This is a genomic window from Streptococcus sp. DTU_2020_1000888_1_SI_GRL_NUU_041A, from assembly GCF_032387735.1.
Classification (GTDB): Bacteria; Bacillota; Bacilli; order Lactobacillales; family Streptococcaceae; genus Streptococcus; species Streptococcus sanguinis.
Genome location: NZ_CP135591.1, coordinates 1,970,340 through 1,993,331 on the forward strand (window position 1 = coordinate 1,970,340; position 22,992 = coordinate 1,993,331).

16 protein-coding genes, 11 tRNA genes and 3 rRNA genes are annotated in these 22,992 nt (G+C 44.5%); 10 read left to right on the forward strand and 20 right to left on the reverse strand.

Going from position 1 to position 22,992, the window contains the following annotated elements; translation table 11 throughout:
• The first annotated feature begins 206 nt into the window (after positions 1-206).
• The 4 genes from RSK81_RS09725 (at position 207) to RSK81_RS09740 (ending at position 5,968) form a co-directional block, all read left to right on the forward strand.
• Positions 207-1,634 (forward strand): helix-turn-helix domain-containing protein, encoded by a 1,428-nt coding sequence (locus RSK81_RS09725; protein WP_002916888.1) that lies wholly within the window; start codon positions 207-209, stop codon positions 1,632-1,634.
• Positions 1,635-1,791: 157 nt separating this feature from the next.
• The gene (glpK, locus tag RSK81_RS09730) at positions 1,792-3,300 is read left to right on the forward strand and encodes a glycerol kinase GlpK (protein WP_002916886.1); all 1,509 of its coding nucleotides are present in this window, start codon (positions 1,792-1,794) and stop codon (positions 3,298-3,300) included.
• 68 nt (positions 3,301-3,368) lie between these two features.
• Positions 3,369-5,195, forward strand: coding sequence for a type 1 glycerol-3-phosphate oxidase (gene glpO, locus RSK81_RS09735; RefSeq protein WP_002916885.1), 1,827 nt, complete (start codon positions 3,369-3,371; stop codon positions 5,193-5,195).
• Positions 5,196-5,263: 68 nt separating this feature from the next.
• Complete coding sequence (locus RSK81_RS09740) at positions 5,264-5,968, forward strand: MIP/aquaporin family protein (protein ID WP_002916884.1); 705 nt, start codon at positions 5,264-5,266, stop codon at positions 5,966-5,968.
• Between the two features lie 184 nt (positions 5,969-6,152).
• Here RSK81_RS09740 and rlmD read toward each other — a convergent pair whose 3' ends face one another.
• Complete coding sequence (rlmD, locus tag RSK81_RS09745) at positions 6,153-7,523, reverse strand: 23S rRNA (uracil(1939)-C(5))-methyltransferase RlmD (protein ID WP_002916883.1); 1,371 nt, start codon at positions 7,521-7,523, stop codon at positions 6,153-6,155.
• Between the two features lie 55 nt (positions 7,524-7,578).
• Here rlmD and RSK81_RS09750 point away from each other — a divergent pair, with 55 nt between their 5' ends.
• The 4 genes from RSK81_RS09750 (at position 7,579) to RSK81_RS09765 (ending at position 10,223) form a co-directional block, all read left to right on the forward strand.
• On the forward strand, positions 7,579-8,355 hold the full coding sequence (locus RSK81_RS09750) for an aminoglycoside 3'-phosphotransferase (protein ID WP_002916882.1): 777 nt from the start codon (positions 7,579-7,581) through the stop codon (positions 8,353-8,355).
• A 26-nt stretch (positions 8,356-8,381) separates the two neighbouring features.
• Positions 8,382-9,158 (forward strand): recombination regulator RecX, encoded by a 777-nt coding sequence (gene recX / locus RSK81_RS09755; protein ID WP_002916881.1) that lies wholly within the window; start codon positions 8,382-8,384, stop codon positions 9,156-9,158.
• Positions 9,159-9,244: 86 nt separating this feature from the next.
• A complete protein-coding gene (locus RSK81_RS09760; RefSeq protein ID WP_002896978.1) occupies positions 9,245-9,778 on the forward strand; it encodes a DUF402 domain-containing protein in 534 nt (177 codons plus the stop codon).
• A 127-nt stretch (positions 9,779-9,905) separates the two neighbouring features.
• On the forward strand, positions 9,906-10,223 hold the full coding sequence (locus RSK81_RS09765) for a DUF960 domain-containing protein (protein ID WP_002896977.1): 318 nt from the start codon (positions 9,906-9,908) through the stop codon (positions 10,221-10,223).
• A gap of 339 nt (positions 10,224-10,562) precedes the next feature.
• Here RSK81_RS09765 and RSK81_RS09770 read toward each other — a convergent pair.
• From RSK81_RS09770 to RSK81_RS09850, 17 genes are all read right to left on the reverse strand, one after another.
• A tRNA-Pro gene (locus RSK81_RS09770) sits at positions 10,563-10,636 on the reverse strand.
• A 46-nt stretch (positions 10,637-10,682) separates the two neighbouring features.
• A tRNA-Arg gene (locus RSK81_RS09775) sits at positions 10,683-10,756 on the reverse strand.
• A gap of 57 nt (positions 10,757-10,813) precedes the next feature.
• Positions 10,814-10,887 (reverse strand) — tRNA-Arg (locus RSK81_RS09780).
• A gap of 31 nt (positions 10,888-10,918) precedes the next feature.
• Positions 10,919-11,004, reverse strand: a tRNA-Leu gene (locus tag RSK81_RS09785).
• A 7-nt stretch (positions 11,005-11,011) separates the two neighbouring features.
• Positions 11,012-11,083 (reverse strand) — tRNA-Gly (locus tag RSK81_RS09790).
• Positions 11,084-11,097: 14 nt separating this feature from the next.
• Positions 11,098-11,170 (reverse strand) — tRNA-Thr (locus RSK81_RS09795).
• 16 nt (positions 11,171-11,186) lie between these two features.
• Positions 11,187-11,268, reverse strand: a tRNA-Leu gene (locus RSK81_RS09800).
• 5 nt (positions 11,269-11,273) lie between these two features.
• Positions 11,274-11,346: transfer RNA gene (locus RSK81_RS09805), tRNA-Lys, on the reverse strand.
• Positions 11,347-11,378: 32 nt separating this feature from the next.
• A tRNA-Asp gene (locus RSK81_RS09810) sits at positions 11,379-11,451 on the reverse strand.
• A 16-nt stretch (positions 11,452-11,467) separates the two neighbouring features.
• A tRNA-Val gene (locus RSK81_RS09815) sits at positions 11,468-11,540 on the reverse strand.
• 3 nt (positions 11,541-11,543) lie between these two features.
• Positions 11,544-11,659 (reverse strand): 5S ribosomal RNA (gene rrf / locus RSK81_RS09820).
• A gap of 116 nt (positions 11,660-11,775) precedes the next feature.
• Positions 11,776-14,676 (reverse strand): 23S ribosomal RNA (locus RSK81_RS09825).
• Between the two features lie 126 nt (positions 14,677-14,802).
• Positions 14,803-14,875 (reverse strand) — tRNA-Ala (locus RSK81_RS09830).
• Between the two features lie 64 nt (positions 14,876-14,939).
• Positions 14,940-16,487 (reverse strand): 16S ribosomal RNA (locus tag RSK81_RS09835).
• Together the 16S, 23S and 5S rRNA genes with 11 tRNA genes alongside form the textbook arrangement of a ribosomal RNA operon.
• A 332-nt stretch (positions 16,488-16,819) precedes the next feature.
• The gene (hpf, locus tag RSK81_RS09840) at positions 16,820-17,362 is read right to left on the reverse strand and encodes a ribosome hibernation-promoting factor, HPF/YfiA family (RefSeq protein ID WP_002903257.1); all 543 of its coding nucleotides are present in this window, start codon (positions 17,360-17,362) and stop codon (positions 16,820-16,822) included.
• 81 nt (positions 17,363-17,443) lie between these two features.
• Positions 17,444-18,109: a ComF family protein gene (locus tag RSK81_RS09845; protein WP_125378630.1), complete on the reverse strand. Its 666-nt coding sequence runs from the start codon at positions 18,107-18,109 to the stop codon at positions 17,444-17,446.
• The gene (locus RSK81_RS09850) at positions 18,106-19,404 is read right to left on the reverse strand and encodes a DEAD/DEAH box helicase (RefSeq protein WP_315686663.1); all 1,299 of its coding nucleotides are present in this window, start codon (positions 19,402-19,404) and stop codon (positions 18,106-18,108) included. Before RSK81_RS09850 ends, RSK81_RS09845 begins: the two co-directional genes overlap by 4 nt.
• Before the next feature lie 55 nt (positions 19,405-19,459).
• Here RSK81_RS09850 and RSK81_RS09855 point away from each other — a divergent pair, with 55 nt between their 5' ends.
• A complete protein-coding gene (locus RSK81_RS09855) occupies positions 19,460-20,092 on the forward strand; it encodes a YigZ family protein (protein WP_315686665.1) in 633 nt (210 codons plus the stop codon).
• Between the two features lie 100 nt (positions 20,093-20,192).
• The gene (gene cysK, locus RSK81_RS09860) at positions 20,193-21,122 is read left to right on the forward strand and encodes a cysteine synthase A (RefSeq protein WP_002893488.1); all 930 of its coding nucleotides are present in this window, start codon (positions 20,193-20,195) and stop codon (positions 21,120-21,122) included.
• Between the two features lie 104 nt (positions 21,123-21,226).
• On the opposite strand, the gene RSK81_RS09865 is transcribed toward cysK, so the two are convergent.
• Both RSK81_RS09865 and RSK81_RS09870 read right to left on the reverse strand, forming a co-directional pair.
• Positions 21,227-21,589 (reverse strand): S1 RNA-binding domain-containing protein, encoded by a 363-nt coding sequence (locus tag RSK81_RS09865; protein ID WP_002926507.1) that lies wholly within the window; start codon positions 21,587-21,589, stop codon positions 21,227-21,229.
• Positions 21,589-22,989 carry a bifunctional Cof-type HAD-IIB family hydrolase/peptidylprolyl isomerase gene (locus RSK81_RS09870; protein ID WP_002934595.1) on the reverse strand — a complete coding sequence of 467 codons (1,401 nt, stop codon included), beginning with the start codon at positions 22,987-22,989 and terminating at the stop codon, positions 21,589-21,591. Before RSK81_RS09870 ends, RSK81_RS09865 begins: the two co-directional genes overlap by 1 nt.
• Positions 22,990-22,992: the final 3 nt, after the last annotated feature.

Here is a 22,992-nt window from a genome sequence, read left to right on the forward strand (position 1 = left end):
TATCAAACCCAAAGCAAAGAAGAATTGGGTTCTGCTCCTCTTATGCTTATTCAAAAGAAATGGAATAGCGAATTAAGATAGACATGATAACAGACTTCTGCCTTCCATTATTGCCTCAGGCAATGATAAGAAAATATAAAGCACATTGCTTCGTCTTTTTTCCCTTTTGTGATAAGCTAAGATTAGTGAATTGAGAGGGTTTTCGTATGTATCTTGCAGACTTAATGGAAAAGAGTGAAGCGGGGCAGTTTATTGTCCTGTCCTATTTACAGCAGCATTCTACATCCAGTTTGAAGGACGTCATGTCAGAAACTGGCTTCTCAAAAGCAACCTTGACCAAGTACATTAACCTGATTAACGACAAGGCTAGCGACCATCATGCAGCCCTATCCATCCAGCTTCAGGACGAAACGCTCAGTCTGTCCATTGGTTCTAATACCAAAGGTCGCGACATTCGCAGACTCTTTTTGGGCAATGCTATCAAATACCAGATTTTAAATTACCTGCTCTATCATCAACAGTTTTTAGCCCATCAATTAGCCCAAGAGCTCATGATCAGTGAAGCAACACTCGGCCGTCATATATCCGGTTTAAATCAGATTTTATCAGAGTTTGAGCTATCTATCCAAAATGGCCGCCTGAAAGGGCCTGAACACCAGATCCGCTATTTTTATTTCTGCCTCTTTCGCAAGGTTTGGTCTAGTCAAGATTGGGAAAAAGAACTTCAAAAATCAGAAAGAAGGCAGGAAGTTGCCGTCTTAGAAGAACTCTGCGGAGCCCAACTCTCTCAAGGGCAGCGATTGGACTTAGCCCTTTGGGCGCATATTACCCAACAGCGCCTAAGAGTCAATGCCTGTCAATTCCAAAACATTGAGCAGAAAATGCAGGGCTATTTTGAAAATATCTTCTACCAGCGCTTGCATCGCCGAACAAATGATTTCTTTGCCGGACAGCACATCACCCTGAGCCAGGAAGATGGCGAAATGATGATTTTCTTTTCATTTCTGCTTTCCCATCGGATTCTGCCTCTGCACACCATGGAGTATATTCTGGGCTTTGGCGGTGAAATTGCCGGTCTGATTACGCAACTCATTCAAGAGATGAAGGGCCAGGACTTGCTTGGTGACTACATCGAAGATCAAGTGACCTACGAACTCAGTCAGCTCTGCGCCCGCGTCTTTCTTTTCAAAGGCTATCTCTTGCAAGATAAATACAAGCATGATCTGGAATTGCGCCATCCTTACTTATGGAGCGAATACGATTATCGACAAGTGGCAGACACTATTTTTAGCAAACTGCCTATTTTCCAGCAGGGAACATCTCTGGATAAAAAGGTGTTGTGGGAATGGCTCCAGCTGATGGAGTACATTGCTGAAAATGACGGTCAAGTCATCAAGATAGGCATGGACTTAACAGATAGCTTTATCGTTGTTTCTAGGATGACAGCCATTTTAAGGCGGTACTTAGAGTACAATCGCTTTATTACGATTGAATCCTACGACCTTACTAGAAATTATGACCTCATCATCACCAACAATCCTATCCATCAAACCCAGCAGGCTCCCATCTATTATTTAAAAAATGACCTGGATTTGGAAGATTTGGCTCAAATCCGTCACATGATATTTCATTAAGAAACTTGGAGAAATCCAGGTTTCTTTGTGATTTTCGCACAATCTCCTCAATTTTTTTAAAAATTTAAAAAAAGTTGATAAAAAAGAAAGCGTTTTATTATATATACTAGTTACTGTAGAGGAAATATCCTCAAGATTTTTACCAGGAGGACAGTTTATGTCACAAGAAAAATACATCATGGCCATCGACCAAGGAACTACTAGTTCCCGTGCCATCATCTTTAACAAAAAAGGAGAAAAAGTTAGCTCCAGTCAAAAAGAATTTACTCAGATTTTCCCTCAAGCTGGATGGGTTGAGCATAATGCCAATGAGATTTGGAACTCAGTGCAGTCCGTTATAGCCGGTGCCTTCATCGAAAGTGGGGTAAAACCTAACCAAATCGAAGCCATCGGAATCACCAACCAGCGTGAAACAACTGTCGTCTGGGATAAGAATACAGGACTTCCTATCTACAATGCTATCGTTTGGCAATCACGCCAGACAGCACCTTTGGCTGAGCAACTAAAAAGCCAAGGCTATGTGGAAAAATTCCACGAAAAGACTGGTTTGATCATTGATGCTTACTTCTCTGCTACCAAGGTTCGCTGGATTTTGGATCATGTAGAGGGAGCGCAAGAAAGAGCTGAAAAGGGCGAATTGCTCTTTGGTACTATTGATACCTGGCTGGTTTGGAAATTGACTGACGGCGCGGCTCACGTGACCGACTACTCAAATGCAGCCCGTACCATGCTCTATAACATCAAGGATCTTAAATGGGATGATGAGATTTTGGAAATCCTTAACATTCCAAAGGCTATGCTTCCTGAAGTTCGTTCTAACTCAGAAATCTATGGTAAAACCGCTCCATTCCATTTCTACGGTGGAGAAGTTCCAATCTCTGGTATGGCTGGTGACCAGCAGGCAGCTCTCTTTGGACAGTTAGCTTTTGAGCCTGGTATGGTTAAGAATACTTACGGAACTGGTTCTTTCATCATCATGAACACCGGTGAAGAGATGCAACTGTCTGAAAACAACCTCTTGACAACCATTGGCTATGGAATTAATGGCAAGGTTTACTATGCTTTAGAAGGTTCTATCTTTATTGCCGGAAGTGCCATTCAATGGCTGCGCGACGGTCTTCGGATGGTTGAAAATTCACCAGAATCTGAAAAATATGCCCTCAATTCTCAAAACAATGACGAAGTCTATGTCGTACCTGCCTTTACAGGTCTAGGCGCTCCCTACTGGGATCAAAATGCCCGTGGATCTGTCTTTGGCTTGACCCGAGGAACCAGCAAGGAAGACTTTATCAAGGCTACCCTGCAATCCATCGCTTACCAAGTACGCGATATCATTGATACTATGCAGGTGGATGCCAAGACTGCTATTCAAGTCCTCAAAGTCGACGGCGGTGCTGCTATGAACAACTTCCTCATGCAGTTCCAGGCTGACATTTTGGGAATCGATATTGCCCGTGCTAAAAACTTAGAAACAACTGCTCTCGGTGCAGCCTTCTTGGCAGGACTGTCAGTAGGATACTGGAAAGACTTAGACGAACTCCGCACTCTCAATGAAACTGGAGAACTCTTTGAACCATCTATGAATGAATCCCGCAAGGAACAACTCTACAAAGGATGGAAAAAAGCCGTTAAGGCAACTCAAGTCTTTGCAGAAATCGACGACTGATACTGATTCATATTTTTATAATCAAGTCAGTAGAAGCATGAAATGACTAAGTTAGAAAGTGTATAAATATGGAATTTTCAAAGAAAACACGTGAATTATCGATAAAAAAAATGCAGGAACGCACCTTGGACCTCCTGATTATTGGTGGTGGGATTACCGGTGCTGGAGTAGCCTTGCAAGCAGCAGCTAGTGGCCTGGAGACTGGTCTGATTGAAATGCAGGACTTTGCAGAAGGCACTTCTAGCCGTTCTACCAAACTGGTCCATGGTGGCCTTCGTTACCTCAAACAATTCGACGTAGAGGTGGTCTCAGATACAGTTTCTGAGCGTGCTGTGGTCCAGCAAATTGCCCCTCATATTCCAAAACCAGATCCTATGTTGCTTCCTGTCTATGAAGAAGAGGGCGCTACCTTCAGCCTCTTCCGTCTCAAAGTAGCTATGGACCTCTACGACCTCTTGGCTGGTGTCAACAACACTCCTGCTGCCAACAAGGTCTTGAGTAAGGAAGAAGTCTTAGAACGGGAACCTGAACTTAAGAAGGAAGGCTTAGTCGGCGGTGGTGTCTATCTTGACTTCCGCAACAACGACGCTCGCCTCGTGATTGAAAATATCAAACGCGCCAACCAAGACGGCGCCCTGATTGCCAACCATGTCAAGGCAGAAGGCTTCCTCTTTGATGAATCTGGAAAGATTACAGGCGTTGTTGCGCGTGACCTCTTGACAGATGAAGTCTTTGAAATCAAGGCTCGCTTAGTCATCAACACAACTGGACCTTGGAGCGACAAGGTGCGTAATCTGTCAAATGACGGTGAGCAATATTCTCAAATGCGTCCAACTAAGGGTGTTCACTTGGTTGTTGACTCTAGCAAGATCAAGGTTTCTCAGCCAGTCTACTTTGATACAGGCTTGGGAGACGGCCGGATGGTCTTTGTCCTTCCACGTGAAAATAAAACTTACTTTGGTACGACAGACACTGACTACACTGGCGACCTAGAGCATCCAAAAGTAACACAAGAAGATGTGGATTACCTCTTAGGCATTGTCAATAATCGCTTCCCAGAAGCCAACATCACGATTGACGACATCGAAAGCAGCTGGGCAGGTCTGCGTCCTTTGATTGCAGGAAACAGCGCTTCTGACTACAATGGCGGAAACAACGGTACCATTAGCGACGAAAGTTTCAATGCACTGATTGCGACTGTTGAGAGCTATCTGGCTAAAGAAAAATCCCGTGAGGATGTTGAAGCGGCTGTTACGCAACTCGAAAGCAGCACGTCTGAAAAACACTTGGATCCATCTGCTGTGTCCCGCGGTTCCAGCTTAGAACGTGATAACAATGGCCTCTTGACCCTTGCTGGCGGTAAAATCACAGACTATCGTAAGATGGCGGAAGGTGCTATGGAGCGCGTGGTTGACATCCTCAAAGCAGAATTCGACCGTAGCTTCAAGCTCATCAACTCGAAGACCTACCCTGTTTCAGGCGGAGAGCTCAATCCAGCAAATGTGGATTCCGAAATCGAAGCTTTTGCGCAACTCGGTGTATCACGTGGCTTAGACAGCAAAGAAGCCTTCTATCTTGCAAACCTTTACGGTTCAAATGCTCCTAAAGTCTTTGCCCTCGCTCACAGCATCGAGCAAGCACCAGGTCTCAGCCTGGCAGATACCTTGTCACTGCACTATGCAATGCGCAATGAGTTGGCTCTAAGCCCAGTTGACTTCTTGCTTCGCCGGACAAATCACATGCTCTTTATGAGGGATAGCTTAGATGCTATTGTAGAGCCTGTTCTGGATGAAATGGGACGATTCTACGACTGGACAGAAGAAGAAAAAGCAGCTTATCGAAAAGATGTTCAAGCTGCCCTTGCAAATAACGATTTAGAAGAATTAAAAAAATAGAAAATACGAGAAGAGGCGGTAGGCAAAACAACTGTCTGCCACCCCTTCTTTTAAATGGAGTAACATAAATGATGAAAGAAATATTTGGCGAATTTTTAGGAACACTGCTCTTGCTCCTTCTGGGTAATGGTGTAGTTGCAGGCGTGGTTCTTCCCAAAACAAAGAGTCACAATTCAGGTTGGATTGTGATTACCATGGGATGGGGGATTGCCGTTGCTATCGCTGCTTTTGTATCCGGCAACCTTGGCCCAGCCCATCTGAATCCTGCCCTAACTATCGGAGTAGCTCTGAAAGGTGATTTGCCTTGGGCATCTGTTCTTCCGTACATCCTTGCTCAGTTTGCAGGTGCTATGGTCGGACAGTTCCTCGTCTTCCTACAGTTCAAACCTCACTATTTAGCTGAAGAAAATCCGGCTAACGTTTTGGGTACATTCAGCACAGGCCCAGCTATCAAAGATACCTTCTCTAACCTGATTAGCGAAATCCTTGGAACCTTTGTCCTTGTGCTGACTATCTTCGCTCTAGGACTCTATAAGTTCCAAGCAGGCCTTGGCACTTTTGCAGTTGGAACACTGATTGTCGGTATTGGTCTTTCACTTGGTGGAACAACAGGCTATGCCCTCAACCCAGCTCGTGACTTAGGACCTCGCATCATGCACAGTCTTCTTCCAATTCCAAATAAAGGAAATGGTGATTGGGGCTATGCTTGGATTCCAGTTGTCGGACCAATTATTGGTGCCGTCCTTGCAGTCCTAGTCTTTGGATTATTCTAATATAACCTATTATCATTAGAGAACGCTTGACGAGTGTTCTCTTTTTGTGACTAATTGATTAGGCTAAGACTGAATCCCTATAAAATAATTGCAATTTTGACAAAAGAAAAGACTTAGTCCTGTATCACAGAAAACTAAGTCCTTGTTTAAAGCTATTTTGTCAACTCTAGCGATCCGTTTCCGATTAATTCGAACGAGAGCTATCTCGCTTGGACAATTTCACCACTGCCTCGGTTCGAGCAGTATGTGGAAACATATCAACCGACTGGATGTAGTGGACATCGTATACCTGACAAAGCTTGACCAAATCCCGAGCCAGAGTTGAGACATTACAGGAAACGTAGACCATCTTTTCAGGTGCATAGTGAACAATCGTTTCCAGCAGCTTATCGTCAAGACCAGTTCGCGGCGGATCGACAATCAAGGCATTCGCCCGATAGCCCTCAGCATACCAGCGAGGAATGATCTCCTCTGCCGTCCCAGCCTCGTAGAGCGTATTGTCAAAGCCCATCCTTTTCGCATTGCGCTTGGCGTCTTCAATGGCCTCAGGGATGATGTCCATGCCCCGCAGAGACTTGACCTTTTTAGCAAAGGCAAAGCCAATGGTCCCCACCCCGCAGTAGGCATCAATCAAATGATCTTCTGCCGTCACATCAAGCGCCTTAACCGCCTCCCCATAGAGCACCTCTGTCTGCTCAGGATTGAGCTGATAGAAAGCCCGAGGCGACAGGGAGAACTCATAATCCAACACTCCTTCTTGGATAGCCTCCTCTCCCCAGATAATCTCTGTCTTATCCCCGTAAATCTCACTGGACTTGCTCGTATGATAATTGACCGCCACTGTTTCCAACTCAGGAAATTCAGCCACTAGATCTCGAACGACTGGAGAAAAGTCCAGCTTACGCCCCGTCACAAAAATCATCTGCACCTGACCCGTCTTTCTGGATCTACGAATCATAACGGTACGTACTCCAGCAGTCTTCCTCTCATCATATATGGGCAACTTATACTTACCTAAAAGCCGAGCAACCTTATTTATGATCTGTTGCGTTACCTTGTCCTGAACCAGACAGTTTTTCAGCGAGACCAGATAGTGGGAATTCTGGGCATAGAGCCCCGCCTTGACCTCATCCTTATATTTCCGAGTCTGAAACTGCAGTTTAGCCCGATAATAGAGTGGCTCCTGCATACCGATGGTCGGACGAATCTCATAGTTCTCGTAGCCAGCTGGCGCAAATTTTTTCAAGGCCTGACGCAGCAAATCCTCCTTAAACTCCAACTGCTTGTCATAATGGAGGTGCATAATTTGACAGCCCCCGCAGCTATCATAAATCTCACAAGGCGCTTCCACCCGGAATTTCGACCGCTTGTTTATGGTCAAGAGCTTGGCCTCGATGAAATTACGCTGAACCTTAGTCACCTGACAGTAGACTTCTTCACCCTTCAAAGCCCCTGGCACAAAGACCAGCGTTTTCTTATAAAATCCAATCCCTTCACCATTAATCCCCATTTTCTTAATTTTCAAAGGGATTCTTTGTTTCACTTTCACATTCATGCTTCTATTATACCACGCTGCCTCGCATTCGTTGAGAATATGTTACAATAAAAGTATGAAAGCAGAAAAAATATCCCTTCCACTAGCCCAATTCCCTGAGCAAATACGAACTTATCTAGAGGGAGCCAATTTTTACGACAGCTCCTCACATTCCGGAGACAATGTTTTCTATGCAGATACAGGCTATTATTTGAAAATCGACCAAAAAGGCCAATTAGCCCAAGAAGCCACACTGGCCAAATGGTTTGAGAAGCAAGGGCTTGGTGTGCCTGTCATTCACTACCTGACAGCAGATAAAGACTACCTGCTGACTAAAGAAGCCGAGGGCAAGGACGCCCTAGCCTTTCTCCAACAGCCAGAAGAACTTTGCCAAACGATGGCTGCAGCACTAAAAAAACTTCACAGCCTCCAACCCCAGTATTTTCCAGTCAAGCATCACCTTCAACACTATAAAGAACAAGCAGAGGAAAATTATCGGAAAGGTTGCTTTTATCAAAAAGCCTTGCTGCCTCAATTTCACATCTCAAGTCGTGAGGAAGCCTACCAGCTTATCCAAGAGCAGGGACACTTACTGACGGCGGACGCCTTGATCCACGGAGATGCCTGCTTGCCTAATTTCATTCTGAAAGACGCAGCAACCTTCTCCTGCTTTATTGACGTTGGTCTCGCTGGCCTTAGTGATCGCCACCTTGACCTTTACTGGGCAATCTGGTCTCTTACTTATAATTTATCTGACCCCCAATACGCAGAACTCTTTCTTGACTACTATGGCAGGAAGGATGTTGATACAGACAAACTGCGCTTGATAGCTGCCTTTGAAGCGTTTGGCTAAGAGAAAGGACTTTACAAAAATCCCCTATGAAAATCACAAAAATCGAAAAGAAAAAAAGACTTTACCTCTTGGAGTTGGACGACAGTGAAAAGCTCTATATTACTGAAGACACCATTGTTCGCTTCATGCTGTCCAAAGGAATGGAAATCACAGAGCAGGAGCTATCAGAAATTCAAGACTATGCGCAATTCTCCTACGGAAAAAATCTAGCCCTCTATCATCTCTCCTTCAAGCAAAGAACTGCCAAGGAAGTTAAAGACTACTTAACGCAGCACGACATCCAACCAGAAATCATCAGTCAGGTCTTGGACAATCTAAAAAAGGATAATTGGATTAATGATAGAAAATATGCTAACTCTTTTATCCAATCCAATCTTCTCACTGGTGATAAAGGTGCTTTTGTTCTCAAACAAAAACTCAGTCAAAAAGGGATTTCTAGCACTATCATAGAAGACGAATTGAGCCAGTTTGATTTTACTGAACTAACAGACAAGGTTGCCGAAAAGCTGCTCAGAAAATACCAGGGAAAACTGCCCAGCAAGGCCTTACAAGATAAAATTCTTCAATCCTTGATAAACAAAGGTTTTTCCTATAGTCAAGCCAAAACCGCCTATCAGCATTTGGAAATCGAAGAAGACCAAGAAAATCAGCAAGAGCTTCTATATAAAGAGCTAGACAAGCAATACCGCAAGTACTCAAAAAAGTACGACGGCTATGACTTAAAACAGCATCTGACCCAAGCTCTAGCTCGCAAAGGTTATGATTTCTCCGACATCGCTAGCGCTCTGAGAGAATATCTTTAAGATTTTCTATGAAAACTTATGCATTTCTATGAAAATATGTTACAATAAAGAAGATAAACTTATAAATTGTAGAAAGTTGGTAAGTTATGAAACTTCCAAAAGAAGGCGACTTTATTACAATTCAAAGTTATAAGCATGATGGGAATCTTCACCGCACCTGGCGAGATACCATGGTACTAAAGACAACAGAAAACGCCATTATTGGCGTTAATGACCACACACTGGTAACAGAAAGTGATGGTCGACGTTGGGTAACACGTGAACCTGCCATTGTCTATTTTCATAAAAAATATTGGTTTAATATCATTGCCATGATTCGAGACAATGGAACTTCATACTACTGCAACCTAGCCAGTCCTTACTATCTGGATAATGAAGCTCTAAAATACATTGACTATGATTTAGACGTCAAAGTCTTTGCTGATGGTGAAAAACGCCTGTTGGATGTAGAAGAATATGAACGTCACAAAAAACAGATGCACTATTCTGATGATTTGGATTTCATTCTCAAAGAAAATGTCAAAATCCTAGTTGATTGGATTAACAACGGAAGAGGTCCATTTTCAGATGCTTATGTCAATATTTGGTACAAACGTTATGTTGAACTAAAGAATCGATAAAGTTGTCAAAGAGCGCAAGCTCTTTTTCTTTTGTCTAATTCAGACCTGCCAGAGGTCAAATTCTTGCAATCTCAAGCATTTTCGGGTATCATATAAGAAAATCCAGACTGTAAGAAAGGAGTCTCCCATGGCATTTACAAATACTCTCGGCCGATATGCCAGCTTTGGCATCATGACGAGCCTCCCTGAAGAAATTGTCGATTCATTCTGGTACATCATTGATAACAATCTCAAAGGGGTCTTTGAACTTCGCCCAGTCCTCAAATTCGAAATCATCAATAGCCAAGGAAGAGTATCTCTTCGCTTCTCACAAAAAAACTTCAACACCATTATTTCATTTGACTTAAACTATCAATTTGACCCTTTCTTTCCCAGAAAAGTCTACATCGTTGATAACAAGGGCAAAGAAACCATTATGCTATCTGACGAATACTCTTTGATGTAGAAAATCAAACTCAGCACATATAAAAACCTCTGAAGGCAACTATTCACAGCTATCAGAGGTTTTTATCTTTATTATTATTCATCTCAAATGGAAAGTACATTTCAGCAGCATGATACAAACTAAACTTCTGGAACACTAGACTTTAAAATCAAACTAAACCTAGTTGAATAATCAAATCCCTTGCTTTCAAATAGGATTATATAAAGAAGACAAGACCAGAAGTTCTAAAAGATTCTATCGCTAATTAAATCCTATGTAAGCTAAGTCATAAATACTGTAAATACAGTTTTCTTAAAAACAAAAAGATAGATTAGTACATCTATCTTCTATGTTATCTAGTCGGGAAGACAGGATTCGAACCTGCGACACCTTGGTCCCAAACCAAGTACTCTACCAAGCTGAGCTACTTCCCGGTGCTTAAACAATCTAAAAACGGAGCCCTAAGACTTCGCTTCCAAATGCACCCTAGAGGAGTCGAACCTCTAACCGCCTGATTCGTAGTCAGGTACTCTATCCAGTTGAGCTAAGGGTGCTCACTATTCATATTATATTCATTATAGCAAAACTTAAGAAAAAATCAAACAATTTAATGCACCCTAGAGGAGTCGAACCTCTAACCGCCTGATTCGTAGTCAGGTACTCTATCCAGTTGAGCTAAGGGTGCTCATCTTCTTCTACTGCCTCTTACAAGTCTATGCCGAGGACCGGAATCGAACCGGTACGATCGTTACCAATCGCAGGATTTTAAGTCCTGTGCGTCTGCCAGTTCCGCCACCCCGGCCGCTTCAAGCGAACGACGGGATTCGAACCCGCGACCCCCACCTTGGCAAGGTGATGTTCTACCACTGAACTACGTTCGCATCCTATTCAAAAATGCCGGCTACATGACTTGAACACGCGACCCTCTGATTACAAATCAGATGCTCTACCAACTGAGCTAAGCCGGCTCATTATTATCTTATATGCGGGTTAAGGGACTTGAACCCCCACGCCCTAAAGCGCCAGATCCTAAATCTGGTGCGTCTGCCAATTCCGCCAAACCCGCTCTTATGACCCGTACTGGGCTCGAACCAGTGACCCTTTGATTAAAAGTCAAATGCTCTACCAACTGAGCTAACGAGTCTCTTACTTTTATTGAAATCTTCTCGACTTCAACGGTCCCGACGGGAATCGAACCCGCGATCTTCGCCGTGACAGGGCGACGTGATAACCGCTACACTACGGGACCTATTCTTTTCAGAATATGGGAGTTAACGGGATCGAACCGCTGACCCTCTGCTTGTAAGGCAGATGCTCTCCCAGCTGAGCTAAACTCCCTTCGCTAAGCGACTACCATATCTCACAGGGGGCAACCCCCAACTACTTCCGGCGTTCTAGGGCTTAACTGCTGTGTTCGGCATGGGTACAGGTGTATCTCCTAGGCTATCGTCACTTAACTATTGAATTAACTGTCCTGTCCTCTCAGACAAGCCTTGTCAACTCAAAATTGAATACAATATCAAATCTCACAAAAACTCAAACCATTCGCTGCACTCTGATGAATTTCTTATTCTAGGATAAGTCCTCGAGCGATTAGTATTAGTCCGCTCCATGTGTCACCACACTTCCACTTCTAACCTATCAACCTGATCTTCTCTCAGGGCTCTTACTAACTTGCGTTATGGGAAATCTCATCTTGAGGTGGGTTTCACACTTAGATGCTTTCAGCGTTTATCCCTTCCCTACATAGCTACCCAGCGATGCTCTTGGCAGAACAACTGGTACACCAGCGGTAAGTCCACTCTGGTCCTCTCGTACTAGGAGCAGATCCTCTCAAATTTCCTACGCCCGCGACGGATAGGGACCGAACTGTCTCACGACGTTCTGAACCCAGCTCGCGTGCCGCTTTAATGGGCGAACAGCCCAACCCTTGGGACCGACTACAGCCCCAGGATGCGACGAGCCGACATCGAGGTGCCAAACCTCCCCGTCGATGTGAACTCTTGGGGGAGATAAGCCTGTTATCCCCAGGGTAGCTTTTATCCGTTGAGCGATGGCCCTTCCATGCGGAACCACCGGATCACTAAGCCCGACTTTCGTCCCTGCTCGAGTTGTAGCTCTCGCAGTCAAGCTCCCTTATACCTTTACACTCTGCGACTGATTTCCAACCAGTCTGAGGGAACCTTTGGGCGCCTCCGTTACCTTTTAGGAGGCGACCGCCCCAGTCAAACTGCCCGTCAGACACTGTCTCCGTAGATGATAAACCTACCGGGTTAGAGTGGCCATAACACAAGGGTAGTATCCCAACAACGCCTCCATCGAAACTGGCGTCCCGATTTCATAGGCTCCTACCTATCCTGTACATGTGGCACAGACACTCAATATCAAACTGCAGTAAAGCTCCATGGGGTCTTTCCGTCCTGTCGCGGGTAACCTGCATCTTCACAGGTACTAAAATTTCACCGAGTCTCTCGTTGAGACAGTGCCCAAATCATTACGCCTTTCGTGCGGGTCGGAACTTACCCGACAAGGAATTTCGCTACCTTAGGACCGTTATAGTTACGGCCGCCGTTTACTGGGGCTTCAATTCATACCTTCGCGTTACCGCTAAGCACTCCTCTTAACCTTCCAGCACCGGGCAGGCGTCACCCCCTATACATCATCTTACGATTTAGCAGAGAGCTGTGTTTTTGATAAACAGTTGCTTGGGCCTATTCACTGCGGCTGACAAAAGTCAGCACCCCTTCTCCCGAAGTTACGGGGTCATTTTGCCGAGTTCCTTAACGAGAGTTCTCTCGCTCACCTGAGGCTACTCGCCTCGACTACCTGTGTCGGTTTGCGGTACGGGTAGAGTATGATACAACGCTAGAAGCTTTTCTTGGCAGTGTGACATCACTCACTCGCTACTAAACTTCGCTCCCCATCACAGCTCAACGTTATAGGTATAAGCATTTGACTCATACCACGCCTCACTGCTTAGACGTACATCCATTCGTACGCACGAGTTAGCCTACTGCGTCCCTCCATCACTTCATACTCTAGTACAGGAATCTCAACCTGTTGGCCATCGGATACACCTTTCGGTCTCTCCTTAGGTCCCGACTAACCCAGGGCGGACGAGCCTTCCCCTGGAAACCTTAGTCTTACGGTGGACAGGATTCTCACCTGTCTTGCGCTACTCATACCGGCATTCTCACTTCTATGCGTTCCAGCGCTCCTCACGGTACACCTTCTCCACACATAGAACGCTCTCCTACCATACCTATAAAAGGTATCCACAGCTTCGGTAAATTGTTTTAGCCCCGGTACATTTTCGGCGCAGGGTCACTCGACTAGTGAGCTATTACGCACTCTTTGAATGAATAGCTGCTTCTAAGCTAACATCCTAGTTGTCTGTGCAACCCCACATCCTTTTCCACTTAACAATTATTTTGGGACCTTAGCTGGTGGTCTGGGCTGTTTCCCTTTCGACTACGGATCTTAGCACTCGCAGTCTGACTGCCGACCATAATTCATTGGCATTCGGAGTTTATCTGAGATTGGTAATCCGGGATGGACCCCTCACCCAAACAGTGCTCTACCTCCAAGAATCTTGATGTCGACGCTAGCCCTAAAGCTATTTCGGAGAGAACCAGCTATCTCCAAGTTCGTTTGGAATTTCTCCGCTACCCACAAGTCATCCAAGCACTTTTCAACGTGCCCTGGTTCGGTCCTCCAGTGCGTTTTACCGCACCTTCAACCTGCTCATGGGTAGGTCACATGGTTTCGGGTCTACATCATGATACTAAAGCGCCCTATTCAGACTCGGTTTCCCTACGGCTCCGTCTCTTCAACTTAACCTCGCATCATAACGTAACTCGCCGGTTCATTCTACAAAAGGCACGCTCTCACCCATGAACGGGCTCGAACTTGTTGTAGGCACACGGTTTCAGGTTCTATTTCACTCCCCTCCCGGGGTGCTTTTCACCTTTCCCTCACGGTACTGGTTCACTATCGGTCACTAGGGAGTATTTAGGGTTGGGAGATGGTCCTCCCAGATTCCGACGGGATTTCACGTGTCCCGCCGTACTCAGGATACTGCTAGGTACAGAATCTATTTAAAATACGAGGCTCTTACTCTCTTTGGCTGACTTTCCCAAGTCATTCTTCTATAAATTCTGAGTCCACATTGCAGTCCTACAACCCCGAAGAGTAAACTCTTCGGTTTGCCCTCCTGCCTCTTCGCTCGCCGCTACTAAGGCAATCGCTTTTGCTTTCTCTTCCTGCAGCTACTTAGATGTTTCAGTTCACTGCGTCTTCCTCCTCATTCCCTTAACAGAAATGGGTAACAGGCATCAACCTGTTGGGTTCCCCCATTCGGACATCCCCGGATCAAGTGCTTACTTACAGCTCCCCGAGGCATTTCGTCGTTTGTCACGTCCTTCATCGGCTCCTAGTGCCAAGGCATCCACCGTGCGCCCTTACTAACTTAACCTTATTTTGACCTTTCAGTCTTAAACTCATTAATATTCACAGCGTTTTCGGTTTATTTTCTTGTTACTATTTGATATCGGTATTCAATTTTCAATGGACAAGTTCTTTATCTAGTCAAACTAGATAATGGAGCCTAGCGGGATCGAACCGCTGACCTCCTGCGTGCAAAGCAGGCGCTCTCCCAGCTGAGCTAAGGCCCCACATAGCCCTCTCAAAACTAAACAAGACTCAAGTGCATTCCGTATGTCCTTACGGACTCCTTAGAAAGGAGGTGATCCAGCCGCACCTTCCGATACGGCTACCTTGTTACGACTTCACCCCAATCATCTATCCCACCTTAGGCGGCTGGCTCCTTGCGGTTACCTCACCGACTTCGGGTGTTACAAACTCTCGTGGTGTGACGGGCGGTGTGTACAAGGCCCGGGAACGTATTCACCGCGGCGTGCTGATCCGCGATTACTAGCGATTCCGACTTCATGTAGGCGAGTTGCAGCCTACAATCCGAACTGAGACTGGCTTTCAGAGATTAGCTTGCCGTCACCGGCTTGCGACTCGTTGTACCAGCCATTGTAGCACGTGTGTAGCCCAGGTCATAAGGGGCATGATGATTTGACGTCATCCCCACCTTCCTCCGGTTTATTACCGGCAGTCTCGCTAGAGTGCCCAACTCAATGATGGCAACTAACAATAGGGGTTGCGCTCGTTGCGGGACTTAACCCAACATCTCACGACACGAGCTGACGACAACCATGCACCACCTGTCACCTCTGTCCCGAAGGAAAACTCTATCTCTAGAGCGGTCAGAGGGATGTCAAGACCTGGTAAGGTTCTTCGCGTTGCTTCGAATTAAACCACATGCTCCACCGCTTGTGCGGGCCCCCGTCAATTCCTTTGAGTTTCAACCTTGCGGTCGTACTCCCCAGGCGGAGTGCTTAATGCGTTAGCTGCGGCACTAAGCCCCGGAAAGGGCCTAACACCTAGCACTCATCGTTTACGGCGTGGACTACCAGGGTATCTAATCCTGTTTGCTCCCCACGCTTTCGAGCCTCAGCGTCAGTTACAGACCAGAGAGCCGCTTTCGCCACCGGTGTTCCTCCATATATCTACGCATTTCACCGCTACACATGGAATTCCACTCTCCCCTTCTGCACTCAAGTTAAACAGTTTCCAAAGCATACTATGGTTAAGCCACAGCCTTTAACTTCAGACTTATCTAACCGCCTGCGCTCGCTTTACGCCCAATAAATCCGGACAACGCTCGGGACCTACGTATTACCGCGGCTGCTGGCACGTAGTTAGCCGTCCCTTTCTGGTAAGATACCGTCACAGTGTGAACTTTCCACTCTCACACCCGTTCTTCTCTTACAACAGAGCTTTACGATCCGAAAACCTTCTTCACTCACGCGGCGTTGCTCGGTCAGGGTTCCCCCCATTGCCGAAGATTCCCTACTGCTGCCTCCCGTAGGAGTCTGGGCCGTGTCTCAGTCCCAGTGTGGCCGATCACCCTCTCAGGTCGGCTATGTATCGTCGCCTTGGTGAGCCGTTACCTCACCAACTAGCTAATACAACGCAGGTCCATCTGGTAGTGATGCAATTGCATCTTTCAATTAATTATCATGCGATAAGCAATTTCATGCGGTATTAGCTATCGTTTCCAATAGTTATCCCCCGCTACCAGGCAGGTTACCTACGCGTTACTCACCCGTTCGCAACTCATCCAAGAAGAGCAAGCTCCTCTCTTCAGCGTTCTACTTGCATGTATTAGGCACGCCGCCAGCGTTCGTCCTGAGCCAGGATCAAACTCTCATTAAAAAGTTTGAGTTCGCACTCATTACTGTCCACTGACAGATTTATTTTCGTTTTTTTGACAGGTTACATATCTCTATGTCACCCTGCACTTGGTTCGTCTTGTTCAGTTTTCAAAGGGCTTTGTCTTTCGCGACAACTATATTAGTATATCACCTATACCACCCAACTGTCAATACCTTTTTTAATATTTTTTAAAATTTTTGAAGTTCATTTTTTGAACCTAAAAATATGTTTTATTGTCTAGTGCATAGGGTGCTTGTTCTTTGTCACCTGAGTGTATGACTTTCTACAATCTAAAAAGGTTGAGAAACTTGCTCTCAACCCTCATTTCTTATTTATTTAACTTCTAACAAACCAATATCTCCATCCTCACGACGGTATATAACATTTGTGCTGCTGTCCTCAGCGTCAGAATATATGAAGAAATCATGTCCCAATAAATCCATCTGAAGAATCGCTTCTTCCAAGTCCATTGGTTTCAAATCTATGTGTTTTGAACGGACAACTTTTGACGGAACTTCTTCTGCTTCTTCAGCAAAGGAATCTGTGAAAAGCTGGCTTGTAGCAACTTTATTGCGATTCTTTCTTTCAATCTTGGTTTTATTTTTGCGGATTTGGCGCTCAATCTTATCTGTGACCAAATCAATTGATCCATACATGTCCTGAGAGATATCTTCTGCACGAAGAGTGATGGAGCCTAGCGGAATTGTCACTTCAACTTTCGCAGTCTTTTCACGGTAAACCTTGAGGTTCACACGCGCATCAAGTTCTTGCTCTGCTTGGAAATACTTCTCAATCTTCTCAAGTTTAGAAACTACGTAGTCACGGAGAGCATCTGTTACTTCTAGGTTTTCACCACGGATACTATATTTAAGCATATAAGTACCTTCTTTCTAAACATAAATGTTTTATTTATAATATCATTATAACGCTTTCATTCCTTTTTTGCAAATTTTTTCTCATCTTGCGATTGAAAATGTCAAAATTTCTTTCACTCCTGCTTCCAGCAAGATTTGCTTAGCCAATTGCAAGGTTTTTCCAGTCGTATAGATATCATCAACCAGCAAAATTTTGTCTGGCAAATCAACTCCTTTTCTAATTTCAAAAGCTTGCTGCGTCAGCAGACGCTCCTCACGTGTCTTGCTCGACTGTGCTAGAGTGTCTTTTTTCTCTAAGATATTTCTATATGACAAGTTTGCAGCATCTAAAATCCCCTGCACTTGATTAAATCCTCTTACTTGAAATTTTTCGTTACTCACTGGAATCGGAACAATGGTATGCTCTCTAAACATTTTGACTGCTTTTTTAGTTGCTTTTGCAAATACAAAACGCAATGCATAGTCTCCCTGAAACTTGTATTGACTGAAATAATTCTTCATTGCTTCATTATAGGTAAATAGTGACTGATGCTGAACTTGATTCCCCTCTCCCTCCCACTTTTTACAATCTATACATAAATCTGATTTTCCATTGCGGAAACAGCGTGGGCAACGCTCTTCAGATATGCATTCAAAATTTTGATAACAAATGGAGCAGCATCTTGGTTCTTCTCCTTTTAATAGAAAAAGCTGCAAAAAACTACTTTTCTCCTCAATTTGCCCCTTGCATAAAAGACACCCCGTCATAATCCCGCCTCCGTATTCATATCTCTCATTTCTCGAATTGCTTTTTCCATAGCAAGGGTAGTCCCATCATGAAAAAATAGCAACTGTCCAGTCGATCTATCCATACTACGGCCAACTCGGCCTGAAATCTGAACCAGAGCACTACGACTGAACAAACGATGATTGGCTTCCAAGACAAAAACATCCACGCCAGGAAAGGTTACTCCACGCTCTAAGATAGTCGTTGTCACCAAAATAGTGATCTCCTTGCGACGAAACTGCTCGACAATCTCTAGACGATTTTCTGTTGTGGAGGCGACAAAAGCCAGCTTTTCATCCGGCAGAGCAATCTGTAAAGCCTGAGCAAAATCCTCTCCTCTTTGAATTTCTGCAGCAAATATTAAGAGAGGAAATTGGGTCTCCCTCTGTTTTTCTATATAGTTCAAAAGTTTAGGTGCTATTTTCTTCTTCTGAAGATGTTTTTGAAAATCGGATAACCAAACTTTCTGAGGGATGGTCAAGGGATTACCATGAAATCTTCTGGGAAGACTCAGGCGTTTCAACTCACCTTTTTGAACTCTTTTATCCAGTTCATCTGTGGAAGTGGCTGTCAGAAAAATAGTTGTAGCATCCTCTTTCACAGAACGCTCTACAGCGTGATACAGCATGGGATTATCCACATAAGGAAAAGCATCTACCTCATCCACAATCAGCAAATCAAATGCTTGATGAAATTTCAAGAGCTGATGGGTGGTGGCAATCACCAAGGGGCTGCGAAAATAAGCTTCTGATTCCCCATGCAGAAGGGCTATTTCACAAGAAAAATCTTCTTTAAGGCGCCGATAAAGTTCTAAACAAACATCAATCCGCGGACTGGCCAAACAGACAGAACCTCCTCTATCAATAACTCTTGCAAGCACTTGGTAAATCATTTCTGTCTTTCCAGCGCCAGTAACAGCATGCACTAACGTATTCTGTCTTTTCTCTAGCGCATCAAGTAAGCCTCTGGAGACCTTCCCCTGAAACTCTGTCAGTTGCCCCTGCCATTTAAGCACTTTATTTTTAGGAAAATTCTCTTGAGGAAAATAGTAGTGTTTTTGGTCACTCCGTACCCGACCCAATAGTAAGCATTCTCTACAATAATAAGCTCCAACAGGTAGCTGATTTTCTCGTTCAATCAAGCTGTTGCAGCGTCCGCAGCGGAGCTTGCCTTTTTCTTCTCGGATACTGGGAATTTCTTTTGCTTTTGCTCGCAAGCTAGGCTCTAACTGATTTTCTGTAAATATCCGTCCTAAACAATCTTGTAACTCTAACATACTTATATATTCGTAATTTTTTGGCAAAATTCATCTTTTTTTGTAAAATATAGTTATGGAATTTAAGACAATTAAAGAAGATGGCATGGTTCAAGAGGAAATTAAAAAATCCCGCTTTATCTGCCATGTAAAAAGAATTTACTCTGAGGAAGAGGCTCGCGCTTTTATAGCTGCTATAAAAAAAGAACATTACAAGGCCACTCATAACTGCTCTGCTTTTATCATTGGAGAAAAGAGCGATATTAAGCGGACCAGTGATGATGGGGAGCCCAGCGGAACAGCCGGAGTTCCTATGCTGGGAGTCTTAGAAAAGCACAATTTGACCAATCTTTGCGTTGTGGTTACTCGCTATTTTGGCGGTATTAAACTCGGAGCCGGCGGTCTGATTCGAGCTTATGCCAGCAGTGTTGCTCTGGCTATTAAGGAGATTGGACTGGTTGAGATAAAAGAACAGGCTGGCCTACGCCTAAAACTGTCTTACAGCCAGTATCAGGATTTTGCGAATTTTCTTAAGGCAGAAAATCTTGCTGAATACGATACTGAATTTACAGATACTGTCTCCACTCTTCTTTTCGTTGACAAAGGTGAAAGAGAACTGCTTAAAGATAAACTGACTGAGTTTTTTAAGGGCAAATTGGAGATGATGGATCAAGGACTGCGCCAAGTAGAAGTTCCCTTGACGTTTTGACATAAAGAAAAGCTATGGCTCTCATAGCTTTTTTATATTTTACAAAGCGCTTGTTTCATTTTATACTAATTCTATTAAATTATATTGAGGTATGTATCCTATGTCACGTATTTATCAAAACATTACAGAACTAATTGGGCAAACCCCCATCGTCAAATTGAACAACTTGGTTCCAGAAGGAGCCGCTGAGGTGTATGTGAAGTTAGAGGCTTTCAATCCTGGCTCTTCTGTCAAAGACCGGATTGCCCTCAGCATGATTGAGGCGGCTGAGCGCGATGGCCTTATTAAGCCTGGCGATACCATCGTTGAAGCAACCAGCGGAAATACCGGTATTGGCCTTTCATGGGTTGGAGCAGCTAAAGGCTACAAGGTCGTCATTGTTATGCCAGAAACCATGAGTGTGGAACGCCGCAAGATTATCCAAGCTTATGGTGCTGAGTTAGTCTTGACTCCAGGTAGCGAAGGAATGAAAGGCGCTATTGCAAAAGCACAAGAAATCGCACAAGAACGAAATGGCTGGCTGCCACTGCAATTTAATAATCCGGCCAATCCAGAGGTTCACGAACGAACTACAGGAGCAGAAATTATCGCTGCTTTCGGTGAAACCGGACTGGATGCCTTTGTAGGCGGTGTCGGAACTGGCGGAACTATTTCCGGTGTATCTCACGCTCTCAAAAAAGTTAATCCGGACATCCAAATCTACGCAGTCGAAGCAGACGAATCTGCTATCCTTTCTGGTGAGAAGCCAGGCCCTCACAAAATCCAAGGACTTTCAGCTGGATTCATTCCAGAGACCTTAGATACAGAAGCCTACAACGGTATTGTCCGCGTAACTTCTGATCAAGCACTGGAATTCGGACGCTATATTGGCGGTCAGGAAGGCTTCTTAGTGGGGATTTCATCTGCTGCTGCTATTTTCGCAGCTATTGAAGTAGCGAAAAAACTAGGAGCTGGCAAGAAAGTCCTTGCTCTGGCTCCTGATAACGGCGAACGTTACCTGTCTACCGCTCTCTACGAATTTGATGCTTAGTATTTTTTGAAAACATGTCCATTTCAACTTAGTACTCAACTATGAATTGAATAGCAATTCTATCCAAGCAAAATATCCTGTTCTCTTATCGAACAGGATATTTTTTAAACTTTTTCTTCTTTTAAGAATTTTTTTGCCTCTTTGATCCAGATAGGCAGCTGTCTTCCTAAAGGCTCAAAACCAATTTTACAGCGGTCGTTTGAAAAGCGGTGGCGTCTAGGGAGGCGGTGCTTTTCTTCTTCTAAGGTTCGCATGGACAGACTGGACTTCCCAGAAAATTCATCATAGTCCACAACCTGTACCAAGACTTGCTGGCTAATCTTTACACTATCATGGATATTTTCAATATAACCCGGACGAATTTCTGAGATATGGATCAGACCAATCGTTCCGTTTTCCAGTTCAACAAAAGCTCCATAAGGCTGAATCCCAGTGATTTTGCCTTTTAATTTATCACCGATTTTCATCAGTCTTCAACCTCAATCGTTTCAATCACAACATCTTCCACCGGCTTGTCCATCGCACCCGTCTCAACAGCTGCAATCTTGTCCAAAACTTGGTAGGATGCTTCATCAGCCAGCTGACCAAAGACTGTGTGGCGCCGATCCAAATGCGGTGTTCCTCCCTGACTGGCATAGACTTCAGCGATAGCTTCAGGCCAGCCGCCGCGGCTCAATTCCTTAGCTGAATAAGGAAGATTTTTATTTTGAACAATGAAAAATTGACTGCCGTTAGTATTTGGCCCAGCATTTGCCATGGAAAGAGCCCCACGAATATTGTAAAGCTCAGGTGAAAACTCATCTTCAAATTTCTCACCATAGATAGACTGACCGCCCATACCGGTACCAGTAGGATCACCACCCTGAATCATAAAGTCCTGAATAATGCGGTGGAAAATCACACCGTCATAATAACCATCTTTAGCAAGGGCAATAAAGTTGGCTACTGTTTTTGGTGCCTGTTCTGGAAACAGCTGAACTTTCATGTCCCCATGATTAGTCTTGATAGTCGCTTTTGGACCTTCTGCTGCTGCAAGTTCTACTTGTGGAAAATGTAATTCTTTTTCTACCATACCTAACTCCTCTAAAGCGGCAAAAATACCGTCTTCTTCTACTGTTTTTGTAATATAATCTGCTCTTTTTCGCAGTTCTTCATGGGAAACGCCCATGGCAATGCCAATTCCTGCATAGTCAAACAATTCCAGATCATTGAGTCCGTCGCCAAAAACCATGACATTTTCAGGTTTGAAGCCCAGATGCTCGACAACCTTGGAAACTCCGGCTGCCTTGGAACCTTCTGTCGGTACCACGTCTGACGAATGAGGATGCCAGCGAACCAAGCGCAGATGCTCTGCTAATGTATCTGGAAGCTGCAGGTCATCTCCTCTATCCTCAAAAGTCCAAAGCTGATAAATATCCTTGTCTAAATGAAAATCTGGATTAACAGGCAAATCAGGATAAACTACATCAATGGCCTCTGAAATCAGAGAATTTCGATTGGACAAGGCTGCTCCATGGCTGCCGACCAGACCATAATCAATCCCTACTTCCTGAGCCCAAGCAATATAGGACGTCACTCGTTCGGACGGGATAACTGTCTGAGAAATCACCTTCCCTTTGCTGTCTTCGACATAGGCTCCGTTCAGAGTAACGAAAAAGTCTGGTTGCAAAGCTCTCAATTCCGGCACGACACCAAACATTGCTCGACCAGACGCAATACCCGTCAAAATCCCTTTGGTTTTCAACTGCTTGAAAACTGTCTGGATAGAATCTGGGATAAAACCTGTATCCTTGACTCGCAGGGTATCATCTATATCGAAAAAGACAATTTTTATCTTTTTTGCCTTATACTTTAATTTTGCGTCCATATC